The 12,164-nt window shown below is 39.5% G+C and carries 13 protein-coding genes and 1 riboswitch; of the genes, 12 read left to right on the forward strand and 1 reads right to left on the reverse strand.

Going from position 1 to position 12,164, the window contains the following annotated elements:
• Positions 1-218: 218 nt before the first annotated feature.
• From C5L21_RS01155 to C5L21_RS01165, 3 genes are all read left to right on the forward strand, one after another.
• Positions 219-899 carry an EAL domain-containing protein gene (locus C5L21_RS01155; RefSeq protein WP_085699375.1) on the forward strand — a complete coding sequence of 227 codons (681 nt, stop codon included), beginning with the start codon at positions 219-221 and terminating at the stop codon, positions 897-899.
• 27 nt (positions 900-926) lie between these two features.
• On the forward strand, positions 927-2,210 hold the full coding sequence (locus C5L21_RS01160) for a chloride channel protein (protein WP_085699373.1): 1,284 nt from the start codon (positions 927-929) through the stop codon (positions 2,208-2,210).
• 172 nt (positions 2,211-2,382) lie between these two features.
• A complete protein-coding gene (locus C5L21_RS01165) occupies positions 2,383-2,781 on the forward strand; it encodes a helix-turn-helix transcriptional regulator (protein WP_004899628.1) in 399 nt (132 codons plus the stop codon).
• Positions 2,782-2,815: 34 nt separating this feature from the next.
• Here the strand turns inward: C5L21_RS01165 and C5L21_RS01170 are convergent, their stop codons facing one another.
• The gene (locus C5L21_RS01170; protein ID WP_040189756.1) at positions 2,816-3,148 is read right to left on the reverse strand and encodes a VOC family protein; all 333 of its coding nucleotides are present in this window, start codon (positions 3,146-3,148) and stop codon (positions 2,816-2,818) included.
• Positions 3,149-3,248: 100 nt separating this feature from the next.
• Here C5L21_RS01170 and C5L21_RS01175 point away from each other — a divergent pair, with 100 nt between their 5' ends.
• From C5L21_RS01175 to C5L21_RS01215, 9 genes are all read left to right on the forward strand, one after another.
• Entirely contained in the window at positions 3,249-4,805 is a 1,557-nt protein-coding gene (locus tag C5L21_RS01175) for an ABC-F family ATP-binding cassette domain-containing protein (protein ID WP_004899624.1), read from the forward strand.
• Between the two features lie 159 nt (positions 4,806-4,964).
• A complete protein-coding gene (locus tag C5L21_RS01180; RefSeq protein WP_085699369.1) occupies positions 4,965-5,444 on the forward strand; it encodes an isopentenyl transferase family protein in 480 nt (159 codons plus the stop codon).
• A gap of 14 nt (positions 5,445-5,458) precedes the next feature.
• Positions 5,459-5,626: riboswitch (Lysine riboswitch) on the forward strand.
• Between the two features lie 78 nt (positions 5,627-5,704).
• Positions 5,705-6,817, forward strand: coding sequence for an alanine racemase (gene alr, locus C5L21_RS01185; protein WP_004899619.1), 1,113 nt, complete (start codon positions 5,705-5,707; stop codon positions 6,815-6,817).
• Between the two features lie 34 nt (positions 6,818-6,851).
• Complete coding sequence (locus tag C5L21_RS01190; protein ID WP_085699367.1) at positions 6,852-7,949, forward strand: aspartate-semialdehyde dehydrogenase; 1,098 nt, start codon at positions 6,852-6,854, stop codon at positions 7,947-7,949.
• Between the two features lie 17 nt (positions 7,950-7,966).
• Positions 7,967-8,911 carry a YdcF family protein gene (locus C5L21_RS01195; protein WP_085699365.1) on the forward strand — a complete coding sequence of 315 codons (945 nt, stop codon included), beginning with the start codon at positions 7,967-7,969 and terminating at the stop codon, positions 8,909-8,911.
• Between the two features lie 235 nt (positions 8,912-9,146).
• The gene (locus tag C5L21_RS01200) at positions 9,147-9,884 is read left to right on the forward strand and encodes an amino acid ABC transporter ATP-binding protein (RefSeq protein WP_004899615.1); all 738 of its coding nucleotides are present in this window, start codon (positions 9,147-9,149) and stop codon (positions 9,882-9,884) included.
• Between the two features lie 47 nt (positions 9,885-9,931).
• The gene (locus C5L21_RS01205; RefSeq protein ID WP_004899609.1) at positions 9,932-10,798 is read left to right on the forward strand and encodes a transporter substrate-binding domain-containing protein; all 867 of its coding nucleotides are present in this window, start codon (positions 9,932-9,934) and stop codon (positions 10,796-10,798) included.
• Complete coding sequence (locus tag C5L21_RS01210; protein WP_004899607.1) at positions 10,798-11,439, forward strand: amino acid ABC transporter permease; 642 nt, start codon at positions 10,798-10,800, stop codon at positions 11,437-11,439. Before C5L21_RS01205 ends, C5L21_RS01210 begins: the two co-directional genes overlap by 1 nt.
• A 9-nt stretch (positions 11,440-11,448) precedes the next feature.
• Entirely contained in the window at positions 11,449-12,108 is a 660-nt protein-coding gene (locus tag C5L21_RS01215; protein ID WP_004899606.1) for an amino acid ABC transporter permease, read from the forward strand.
• Positions 12,109-12,164 lie beyond the last annotated feature (56 nt).

A 12,164-nucleotide genomic window follows, 5' to 3' on the forward strand; every position in this document is an offset into this window, starting at 1 on the left:
TAGGGAATTAAAATTCATCGTATAAATAATGGCTAGTTGGTATATAATCTAAAAGTATTCAATAATTGAAAAATAGATGTATTTTAGCAATAATACATGTTTCACTTATTTGTCATTTGGTGGTTGGATGTTTTAAAGCAACGTAAAGCGCATACGCGCGAAGACAAATAGTACATGCAGCACACAATAACCTTCCCAATTGAAAGGCGATGCGTTTTATGGAAAATAAACTTTATTTTACGACACAACCCGTTGTGGTGCTAGATGATTATCGCCAGTTTAAAGTTGGATTTTATGAGCTTTTATTGCGTGATAGCACGACGAACCGTTTCCCAGGACAGGCTTTTTTTGATGCGATTTCTGAAGAAGATGGTAACGAAGAGTTCTTAGATTTTTCAGAGCAACAAATCAGAGTTGTAATGCAGCAGCATGATAACAGTGATATATCAATTAATCTCGAGACGATCCAACTAGGATACGAGAGAACTTATCGCTTTTTGGAAGATGTGAAAGATATTGCCAATCACGTCATACTAGAAATTACGGAGCGTGAGTATAGTGGTCAGGATCATGCGCTGATACAGTTTATTCGTTATGCTAAGCGGCAAGGATTCCGTATTTTATTGGATGATGTTGATACGCATAAGCATATTAACAGTTGCGTCATGAGCCGCTTAGGTATTGATGGGGTTAAATTTTCACATCAAATGGTCCAGCAGTTGCCATTCCAAGAAGTTAAACAGCGACTAGAACAGTTTCAAGAAGAGCATCAAGATGATGATGTAGTGATGATTGTTGAGGGTGTGAATGATCAACGACAATTAGAAAAATTATTTGATGTTGGCATTAGCTATCAACAAGGCTTCTTTTTTAGCCCACCAAACAATTTGGGCAGATAATCAATTAAGAAATGAGGCATCTCAAGGATGAGATTCAATTTATTACGAGAGAATGAAGAGAGACCAAATTGGCAACAACCAGAAAATATTGTCCTGGCGTTATCGACAATTTTTTTAGGGGTTATTGTAGGTTTTAGTTCATTGTTACTGTCATTGTTGTTAGAAGTAGTAGAACATTTTTTTCTTCATTATGAAGAAACAGCAAAAATACCAGCACCGATTAATACGTTACCAATAGATCGCTTAATTTCTGTGGTAATCGGGGGTGTTATTGCGGCTCTGATTTGGTGGGGGTTAAGAACAAAAACAGTCCCAACTGTTAGTATCAAAAAAGCTTTGTCCGGTGAACGAATGCCTTTTTGGCAGACAACCTTACATGTCATGACACAAATTTTTTATGTTGGGACTGGGGGATCAATTGGTCGTGAATTAGCGCCGCGAGAAGCGGGCGCACTTTTAGCACAAAAGTGGGAAAATCTGTTAGAAAAATGGCATTTCCCGAAACTTTCAGCAGATGATCGCCGACTTTTAATGACTGCTGCTGCTGGTGCAGGTTTTGCCGGTATATACATTTCACCCATTACGGGGATGTTTTTCTCTGTTGAGGTGTTGTTAAAAAAAATGACATTGCGTACTGTTGGTGTGAGTTTAACCATGTCAACCATTGCAATGCTAATTGGTTCACTTGTTAAAGGTTTTCAGCCGTATTATATATTACATGATATGACGTTTACCCTAACTAGTTTTATTTTTATTTTGATTTTAGCGCCCTTGACTGGTTTAGCCGGTGGTTTTTTCCGTCGTTTTTTTCAGTGGGCTGAAAAAAATCAGACTAAATCAAAAAGTATTTTGTGGCAGTTACCAGCCATAGCGCTCATGACTGGCTTGGTTGCCTATTTTTTTCCTGAAATCATGGGAAATGGCCGATCGTTGGCGCAATTCGCAATTAATAGTCAACAAATGCATCTGGTTGTGGTACTTGTGTGTGGCGCATTATTGAAAGTAATCATTACTGTGTTAACTATTCGAGCTGGTGCTGCTGGGGGTACGTTAACACCATCAATTGCAGTAGGCAGTGCCTTGGGTGCTGTGTTAGTACTACTTCTCAGTTTTTTTTTACCGGGTGTTTCGGTGGGACAAGGCGCTATTTTAGGCGCAGGTACGTTATTGGCAGCTTCTCAGCAAGCGCCTTTTATGGCAATGTTCATGTTAATTGAGATTACCCATTTAAATTATTCAGCATTATTGCCTTTGGCTTTGGGAATTATCATATCAAGCGCAGTGTCTAGGAAAGTGCTGTCTAAATCATGACGCAACTGGGTGAAAGATTGATATAACAATATCTATACTTATCTTTAAACGTAATAGCAACTAATCTGTGCGCACAGTTTAGTTGCTAATTGCGTTTTTTTGATTATTTATTGCTAGTTTTTTGAGATTGAATAGCTGATAATAAAGATAACAAAAGGAAATGAGAGGTGAGATGATGACGATTCTATTGCCGACACAATTAAAAAGAATGCGCACAGAACGTGGTTTATCACAAGAGGATATTGCTAATCAACTATTTGTCTCTCGGCAAGCAATTTCTAGATGGGAATCCGGTGATGCCACACCGGATTTAACAAATTTAGTGAAATTAGCTGAGATTTTAGAGACATCATTAGATTCTTTGGTACTTGGTACGGTTCAACAAGAAGAGACAGCAGTTGATGTAGATAAAATCGACAAACACGAGTTTATGTTTGACCCAAGAACTGGTAAATATATACGGCGACGTATGAATTTCTGGCAATTTTTGGCGAGTTATTGGTGGATTTTCTTGATTTTGGGTGGTTTTCTAAGTAGTTTACTATTGGATATGTTAAAACTATTGAAATAAAAAAGAAGTGATAGTCAAAGACTACACTTCTTTTTTATAGGTTTGCTTCAAGCGTGATTATATTATTTTCAGAGTCTTTGATTTTAAAGGCAACTTTTTGTCCAAAACGTTGTGCTGGCGTACCAATAATATCAACAAAATTATTACGTAAATGTTTACGTAATTCATCTGCATGATCACGCACAAGTAATTCAAGGTTGGCAGTGGGTTCACCGACCACAAAGATAATATCCTCGCCGTCCAACATTAAATGACGACCACTTTGATGACCAGATTGTGGTAAATCAAAAACATCACGCCAAAAGCGATAGGCACGATTGATATCAGTTGCTGGAATTGTTTTAATGTTTAATTTACGTGGTTTCATAATACTTATAAGTATAGCGGAATCGTGTTAATTTTCAACTGATGTTAAATAACAAAGGATCCATTACCACAGACATATAATTTATGGTAAACTTAAACTTATGGCATTATTAGAAGTAAGTGGCCTTTCAATGGCCTACGCAGAAAAAACTTTATACGAAGACGCAGCCTTCGAATTACAACAGAATGAACATATGGGCATTGTTGGACAAAATGGGGCGGGTAAGTCAACACTTATCAAAATCATTACAGGCCAAGAACTACCATTGTCTGGTAAGATTGAATGGCAAAAGGGTCTGAAAATTGGTTATTTGGATCAATATGCAGAAATACCAGATGGGATGAATTTGGTAGCTTTTTTGCATACTGCTTACCAAGACTTATATGACAAGCAGGATCGCATCACTGCGCTTTACAATGAGTACGCTGAATCCATGAATGACAAATTGTTGACGCGTGCAGGTCGTATGCAAGAAGAACTCGACGCCGCAGGATTTTATGATGTTGATACGCAGATTGAACGCGTTATTTCTGGTCTTGGGTTGGAGGCCATTGGTCGGGACCGAGAACTCGAGCAAATGTCTGGCGGACAACGTGCAAAAGTGATTTTGGCTAAGTTGTTATTAGAAAACGATGATGTCATCATTCTTGATGAGCCAACCAACTATCTGGATGTGGCACATATTACCTGGCTGGAAGATTTCTTGCAGACATATGAAGGCGCTGCTTTAATTATCTCGCACGATTTTGACTTTCTGGATAAAGTAACTAACGCAATTATTGATTTGTCCTTTGGAAAAATCACCAAGTACCGTGGCTCATTTAAAAAGGCGATGCGCCAAAAAGAGGAGCGCGCAGAGCAACAATTACGCCAGTATGAAAAACAGCAGGGTGAAATTGAAAAGGCGCAGAAGTTTATTGCTAAAAACAAAGCGCGTGCGTCAACGTCCAAACAAGCTAAGTCACGAGAAAAGATGTTGGCACGAATGGATAAAATCGATCCACCATCAGAGACGTTGCAAGCGAAGTTTAATTTTCCTTATGTCAATTCGCAATCAGCTAATGCATTAACCGTTAGTGATCTATCTGTTGGTTATGTGACACCTGTTCTAGAGCCGGTTACCTTCTCCATTACGACCGGCCAAAAAATTGTTTTCAAGGGTTTCAATGGTGCTGGTAAATCAACATTAATTAAATCCATTTTGGGTGTTATTCCAGCATTACATGGTGAAGCAGAGTTTTCACCATCTGCTATTGTTAACTACTTTGATCAAGATTTAGAATGGGATAACGATGCTAAAACGCCACTGCAAGAGATGCAAGATCGCTTCCCAACTTTAGAACCCAAAGCACTGCGTACACGTCTTGCTGCGGCTGGTATTAATGCAGAAAATGCACAAAAACCATTACAACAACTATCTGGTGGTGAACAAACAAAGGTTAAATTGGCAATTATGGAGATGAAACCAAGTAACTTCTTAATTCTTGATGAACCAACAAACCACTTAGACGAAGGAACAAAAAACGCCTTGCGCTCAGCTATTGATAAATTTCCGGGAAATGTTATTATTGTTTCCCACGAAGTCAGCTTTACTAAAGGCTTTGGTGATCGCGAATTAAACGTCGCTGCGTTATCCTTTAAGAACGAAACGGATTAAGATAAGTAAGTATATCCATCAGCAATGGTTAATTGGTGGTGCAGTTATAATAAAAGGTTGGGAAAGGCTACTAATAAAGCAGTTCTCGGCCTTTTTATTACGAGCAGTTAGAATCTGTCTATCAGGGAACCGGAATTGTGAGATAGTGTGGCATTTTTTATGAAGATTAGAATTATTGGTCCAGTTGGGAGTGGTAAAACCACCTTTGCCAATGCATTAAGTAAGCAAACAGGCATCCCTGTTACTGCGTTGGATACGTTAAATTGGCATCGAATGGTAACTGGGGATGTTCATAAAACGCCAGCTGAAAGACAAACAGAATTAAATCATGTCGTACGCCAAAACCATTGGATTATTGAAGGCACTCAATACCGTCATGGGCAAGCCGTGTTTGGCGCAGCTGATATTATTTATGTCTTGGATGTGCCATTGTGGCTGAATATTTTTCGGCTTATTACGCGTTGGCTAGATACCCGCATGAATCATGGTCCCAGACAATACCAACAGATATGGCCTTATGTCAAGTGGCTCAAACAGTGGTATCGATACGATAAATTGGCTGTTTTGGCATTGTTAACCCCTTACCGTGATAAAGTGAAGATAGTAAAAGCATTTGACAAAATAAAAACATTAGAATAAAATAAAAACAATGAGAAAATCATAGAGGTTGCCATAGACATGAGTCGCACGTGGAGTATTGATAGATACAATGAAACGTGTCAAAGGGAATATGGCCGAAGCGCTGATACTATCATATCAGTTAGCTGGGGTACTAGTTAATAGCTATTACACTGTCGCATATGCGGGGTGCTATGACGGAAACGAGTTTTTAGTGTAATCCGTGACTGCTATCCCCCAGCAGAAGCGGATTTTTATTTTATGAGAAAAGAGTGTGAATCATGGTAGAGGCGATTACGCGTCCGACGCAAATTGAAATATCTCAAAAAGCTTTAAAAAACAATGTCGCTGTTGTCAAACGTGTTTCGGGTGCAGAAAAAATTTTCTTAGCCGTTAAATCAAATGCCTATGGGTTAGGTTTAATTCCAACAGCTAAAGCAGCAGTTGCTGGTGGTGTGTATGGTTTAGCTGTTGCAATTATTGACGAAGCACTAGCACTGCGCCACGAACGCATCACTGCACCAATACTAATTTTGGGTATTTCACCCGCCGAATATGCTGAACTAATGGCAGTGCAACATATTATGGCAACTGTTGTCTCACTTGATTGGTTACAAGAAGCAGCACAGTATCTCACCGGTGAACAGCGATTACATGTTTCCTTAGGTGTCGATACAGGGATGGGGAGAATTGGTTTTAGAGACCGACAATCATTGTCTGAGGCAATTGACTATGTGCAGGCTCATCGAGATATATTTGATTATGTGGGACTGGCCACACATTTTGCCGAATCAGATTCGGCTGATACAGACTATTTTAATATGCAACTTCAGCGTTGGCATAAGTTGACAGATGGTTTACCAGAACCAGAATATTATCACGTCGCCAACTCTGGTGCAGCAATGTATCATGCTAATGAAGTACCACATGAAGTTATTCGTGTTGGAACCGTACTGTATGGTGTCGAACCATCAAGAGGTGAATTGTGGGATGGCCGAGAACTGGCGCCAGTGATGGCGTTGCGTAGTGAAATGAACTTTGTGAAAGAATTACCAGCCGGCGAAGGTATTAGTTATTCACACAAGTACACCACCTCTGAAAATGAATGGATTGGGACTGTCCCAATTGGCTATGGTGATGGCTGGTTACGCAAAATGACTGGTTTTCATGTCATTGTTGATGGGCAATATGCGCCGATTGTTGGGCAAGTTGCAATGGATCAATTGATGATTCGTTTACCACATGAGTATCCAGTTGGTACAAAAGTAACATTAATTGGAAAAGATGGTGGGTTAGAAAACACAATTGAAGATGTCGCACAGCATGCAGATCTGGCACCGTGGGAAATCATGACCGGAATGCAAGATCGGTTACATCGTATTTTAGTAGACTAGATGAGAGAAACACAACCTGGGAGGGAATGGTAAGATGGTAGCGCGTGAGTATAATGTAGCAATATTAGGGGCAACAGGGGCTGTTGGGACACGCTTAATTGCCCAGCTGGCAGAATCAAAGGTACCGGTTAAGCATTTGAAATTATTAGCTTCACCTCGGTCGGCTGGTAAGAAATTACTGTTCAAGGGCGAAGCATTAACCGTGGAAGCCACAACGCCAGAAAGTTTTAATGATGTTGATTTAGTTTTAGCTTCAGGTGGTGGTGCAGTATCACATCAATTTGCACCAGAAGCAGTTAAGCGTGGTGCAGTTGTGGTTGATAATTCAAGTTACTGGCGTATGCATGATGATGTGCCCTTAGTGGTGCCAGAAGTTAATGAGGCAGCACTGAACAATCATCACGGAATTATTGCTAATCCAAACTGTTCGACGACTCAAATGGTTGTTGCTTTGGAACCTATTCGTCGTGCTTATGGCTTACGCCGTGTCATCGTATCAACCTATCAGGCGGCTTCTGGTGCCGGACAATCGGCTTTGGAAGAACTTAAAACACAAACAGATGCCTATAATCGTGGTGAAGAGATGGTTGCAAACATTTTACCGGTTAAAGGTGCGGCAAAGCATTATCCATTAGCATATAATCTTTTGCCACAAATTGATGTTTTTGAAGCAGATGGCTATACTCATGAAGAATGGAAGATGATTCATGAAACAAAAAAGATTATGTTTGGGGATAAGAATTCCAAAGCTGTCAAAGTGACTGGAACAGCTGTACGTGTACCAGTGCCAATTGGTCACGGTGAGACGGTCTACTTTGAAACTGATGATCATGCTGGTGCAACAACTGAAGGTATTCAAAAGGCGATTAGTCAAGCTGCCGGCGTCGTGTTAGAAGATGACCCAAAATCGCAACTTTATCCACAACCAATTCATGCTGAAGGTAAGCGTGAAACCTTTGTTGGCCGTGTAAGGCCAGATTTAGAAAGTGATGATGCTTTTCATATGTGGGTTGTTTCAGATAATTTATTAAAAGGTGCTGCTTGGAATACAGTCCAAATTGCAGAACGATTAGTTGCTTTGGACCTAGTCCGTGTGCCTAAAAATGCAATAAACAGATTTGAAACGCTTTAAAATGATACAATAGCCCTATGGAAGCCATCGTTTATTTTATTTTTATCGTATTATTAATTGGTGGATTATACTACCAAATTAGAGAAAACCCCGCAACGATGACAGTCGGCACGTACGGGGTTTTTATTGTTCTGTTCTTAAGTCTAGGCGTTTTGTACTTCGGTCAATTCGATCGTTTGGTGTGGTATCGATTTGGTAGTTGTGTAGGGGCCCTTGCGGTTATTTTTGGTCTTTTATTATTATTCAGCATGAGTTGGTATAGTTGGAAAAAATCGCGTGACTATCTGACTTTTATGGCTGCTAGTATTTATACGGTAGCGCTCATCGTCACGAGTTATTGGCAGGTCATGAGATGGACGTTAGCCTGGTTATTATTTTATTTTGTTTGGCAATTTATGCGTTTTTTGATCAGTAGTTTAGTCTACAGTGTTGTGACAAAAGCACCAAAGCAAGGGCCGATAGTTGTTTTAGGTGGCGGTTTGGTTGACGGTTATAAGATTGGAAAGATTGTTGATGCAAGAATTCGTGCGGCGGTAACTGATGCAAAATTGATGTCGATATATCCAATAATAATTTTTTCCGGCGGACAGGGTGAAGATGAGTTGGTGAGCGAAGCAAAAGCGATGCGCGATTGGGCTGTTTTAACCTACCAAGTACCTATCTCAAAAACACGTTTAGAAGATAAGTCACGTAACACATATCAAAATATCAAATACAGTAATCAGCTATTGAAAAATCAAGCGTTCACCTTTTATACCAGTGATTATCACGTTTTCCGGGCAGTATTGCTTGCGCAAAAACAAAATGTACAAGCACAAGGTCGCGGTGGTGATGTGGTATGGCGTTACCGAATGACAGCATTTCTACGAGAATTTGCAGGGGTAATGAGCCTTAACAAGTGGCGTCACCTTTGTTTGGCTAGCGCATGGATTTTGATAGCTTGGCTCATTAATTATTTATGATATTGGGGTGGGTCAGATTAACAAACGATTTTTGATGTTAAAAAACTCACATTGTAATGTCATGTTTTCTACCATACTCTTGGTCTAAATGCCTTAAAACGGGTATAATGAGAGTTAGAGCAAGAATAGGATAGATATGCTGTAAAACTGGTCGTAGCGTTTTGGTGTGCTATCTTTTTGTTGTTAAACCGTGTGCTGCTAATGGCGCACCGACGAGAATAAGGAGAATCTACTCATGTCAATGATTGAATTCAAGAATGTCGAAAAGTACTACGGTAATTTTCACGCATTAAAAAACATCAATTTAAAAATTGATGAAGGTGAGACGGTTGTTTTAATTGGACCATCTGGATCTGGAAAATCAACACTGATTCGCACGGTGAATGGCTTAGAAGAAATTCAAGAAGGGCAATTACTGGTTAATGGTTTTGACTTACACGATCCCAAGACTGATATGAATCGTATCCGTAAAAATGTTGGCATGGTTTTTCAGCATTTTAATTTATACAATAATAAATCAACGATTGAGAATGTCATGTTAGCACCACGTTTGGTCTTGAAGCGTGATGAGGCTGAAAATAAGCGTGAAGCAATGGCGCTACTTGAAAAAGTTGGTTTAGCAGATAAAGCTGCCAATATGCCTTCTGAACTATCTGGTGGTCAAAAGCAACGTGCAGCAATTGCACGCTCACTAGCTATGAAGCCTAAAGCGTTATTGTTTGATGAACCAACGTCAGCGTTGGATCCTGAAATGATAGGTGATGTTTTAGACGTCATGCGAGATATTGCTAAAGACTCTTCGATGACAATGCTTGTCGTGACTCACGAAATGAGCTTTGCTAAGGCAGTTGCCGACCGTGTTATCTTCATGGCAGATGGGGAAATTTTGGAGGATAGTTCAACTAAAGAATTCTTTGAAAATCCTAAGGAAGAACGTGCAAAGCAATTCTTGAGTCAAGTTGCTGATCATTAAAAGTAGAGGAGGGGACGTTTAGTGTTCATCTAAACGTGTAACTTATTATGGAAAAAGCTAAAAAAAGACAATTTGGTATTATCGCAACAATTGTTTTAGCTGCCGTTATTGTCCTCGGTTTAATGTGGGCAACAGCCACAGCTAAGCAAAACGAAGCGCATCAAGATACGTTAGCTCGTGTTGAAAAACTTGGTCGTATTGTATGGGGTGTTAAAGCTGATACAAAGTTATTTGGTCTAATGAACACCAAGACAGGCAAACCAGAAGGCTTTGATATTGATATTGCGAAAGCATTAACAGTACAAATATCTAAGCAAACCGGCGTGCCAATGTCTGCAGAATTCGTACCGGTGTCTGCCTCGTCGAAAATGCAATTGATTAAGAACACCAATATTGATGGTTCTGTGTCAACAATGACAATTACACCTGAGCGTGAGAAAATCATTGATTTTACGAACCAATATTTCGATGCGGGACAATCAATTCTGGTTAAAAAAGATTCTGGCATCAATTCTGTTAAGGATATGAATGATAGCAAATATACAATCATTGTCGTGGTCGGCACAACAGCCGCAACAGAAATTGCCAAGTTTGCGCCAAAAGCTAAGGTGTTAGCTGTTCAGGATTATGCGACTGGCATGCAGGCGCTCAAGAGTGGACAAGGACAAGCGATGTCAACAGATAATGCGATTTTATACGGGTTCGCAACAGAAAACCCTGACTACCATATAGCTGGTGGCACATTCACGCATGGACCTTATGGTATTGCTTTTGATAACAATCAAAAGCCGATGATTCGCGAAGCAAACAAGGCATTAGCCAAAATTAAGGAAAATGGTGTCTATAATCAACTCGTTAAAAAATGGTTCAGTGATGTGCCAGGGCTTGATTGGCACAGTTTGGAGGCGAAGTAATGGCATTATTACAAAATAATTTTCCAACATTTATGCAAGGGTTCGGATACACATTACTATCTAGCTTAATTGCCTTGGTCGGATCTATGATTTTAGGCACAGCTTTTGCCATTATGCAAATTGTGCCTAAAAAGTGGGTGCGCAAGGTAGGGAATGTCTATGTGCAAGTATTTCGTAATATTCCGTTGTTGATTATTACATTTTTCTTCTTTCTTGTCGTATCAAAATACGTTAAAATGAGCGGCTTTATGTCGGGAACAATTGCATTGATGCTTTATACATCTGCGTTCATTGCCGAGACAGTTCGTGCAGGCATTTTATCAATTGACGGTGGGCAAATGGAAGGCGCCCGTGCAAATGGTTTGTCTTTTGCGCAAGCTATGCAGTACATTATTTTGCCACAAGCGTTCCGAGTGGCTTTACCATCACTAGGCAACCAATTTATTAATTTAGTCAAAAATTCATCGATACTAGCTTTCGTAGGTGGTCTGGATTTAATGTATCAAGGTAATATGATTGCCGCTAATACATTTGAAACTTTTAGTACTTATATCATTGTTGGTATTTTATACTTAATTATTACACTACCACTAAGCTATTACATGCAACATCTTGAGCGTAAGCTCAAGCACGCGGCGTAAGGAGGAATTATGGTTACATTAGGAATTTTTAGCGCCTTCACACCACAGAATGTCATGTACTTGTTAGGTGGACTTGGAATTACTGTTGGTGTGTCGATTATATCTGTTATTTTAAGTTTAATTTTCGGGTCTGTTGTTGGTATCATCCAATTTGAGCGATTGCCTTATTTCTCTAAATTCGTTGGGACGATTAACAATGTTATTCGAAACTTGCCGTTGCTACTAATTATTTTCTTTGTCTACTTTGCTTTACCAAAAATAGGTATTCACTTACCAATCTTTTGGGCAACTGTTGTGGCTATGAGTACTTTTGAATCTGCCATGTTAGCTGAAATTGTTCGTGGTGGACTAGAGTCAATTGATATTGGCCAGTTTGAAGGTGCCCGTGCTAACGGATTAAGTAATATGCAAACAATGATTTATATTATTCTGCCACAAGCCTACAAAAAGATGATTCCACCAATCATTTCACAACTCATTTCACTGGTGAAAGATACAAGTTTGGCAATGGGAATCGTGCTGGCTGAGATGACATATCGTAGTCAAATTATCTATGCACAAAATTCAACCTACATTATTCCTGTATTAGTGGCAATCACGCTAGTCTACTTTGTCTTGAATTATGGTTTGTCGCTAATTGCCAGATGGGCTGATCATAAGTTAGCATAAAGTGGTATTTAGTCCGTAATAATGGACTAAATATTATGTTAATAATCTAATAAAAA

The organism is Leuconostoc citreum (assembly GCF_004354555.1).
In the GTDB taxonomy this organism is placed as follows: domain Bacteria; phylum Bacillota; class Bacilli; order Lactobacillales; family Lactobacillaceae; genus Leuconostoc; species Leuconostoc citreum.

Excerpts from the sequence above, each read along its gene's own strand:
- alr (WP_004899619.1), top strand. The coding sequence starts at position 5,705 with ATGGTAGAGGCGATTACGCGTCCGACGCAAATTGAAATATCTCAAAAA.
- C5L21_RS01155 (WP_085699375.1), top strand. The coding sequence starts at position 219 with ATGGAAAATAAACTTTATTTTACGACACAACCCGTTGTGGTGCTAGAT.
- C5L21_RS01165 (WP_004899628.1), top strand. The coding sequence starts at position 2,383 with ATGATGACGATTCTATTGCCGACACAATTAAAAAGAATGCGCACAGAA.
- C5L21_RS01205 (WP_004899609.1), top strand. The coding sequence starts at position 9,932 with ATGGAAAAAGCTAAAAAAAGACAATTTGGTATTATCGCAACAATTGTT.
- C5L21_RS01180 (WP_085699369.1), top strand. The coding sequence starts at position 4,965 with ATGAAGATTAGAATTATTGGTCCAGTTGGGAGTGGTAAAACCACCTTT.
- C5L21_RS01200 (WP_004899615.1), top strand. The coding sequence starts at position 9,147 with ATGTCAATGATTGAATTCAAGAATGTCGAAAAGTACTACGGTAATTTT.
- C5L21_RS01190 (WP_085699367.1), top strand. The coding sequence starts at position 6,852 with ATGGTAGCGCGTGAGTATAATGTAGCAATATTAGGGGCAACAGGGGCT.
- C5L21_RS01195 (WP_085699365.1), top strand. The coding sequence starts at position 7,967 with ATGGAAGCCATCGTTTATTTTATTTTTATCGTATTATTAATTGGTGGA.
- C5L21_RS01210 (WP_004899607.1), top strand. The coding sequence starts at position 10,798 with ATGGCATTATTACAAAATAATTTTCCAACATTTATGCAAGGGTTCGGA.
- C5L21_RS01160 (WP_085699373.1), top strand. The coding sequence starts at position 927 with ATGAGATTCAATTTATTACGAGAGAATGAAGAGAGACCAAATTGGCAA.
- C5L21_RS01215 (WP_004899606.1), top strand. The coding sequence starts at position 11,449 with ATGGTTACATTAGGAATTTTTAGCGCCTTCACACCACAGAATGTCATG.
- C5L21_RS01175 (WP_004899624.1), top strand. The coding sequence starts at position 3,249 with ATGGCATTATTAGAAGTAAGTGGCCTTTCAATGGCCTACGCAGAAAAA.
- C5L21_RS01170 (WP_040189756.1), bottom strand. The coding sequence starts at position 3,148 with ATGAAACCACGTAAATTAAACATTAAAACAATTCCAGCAACTGATATC.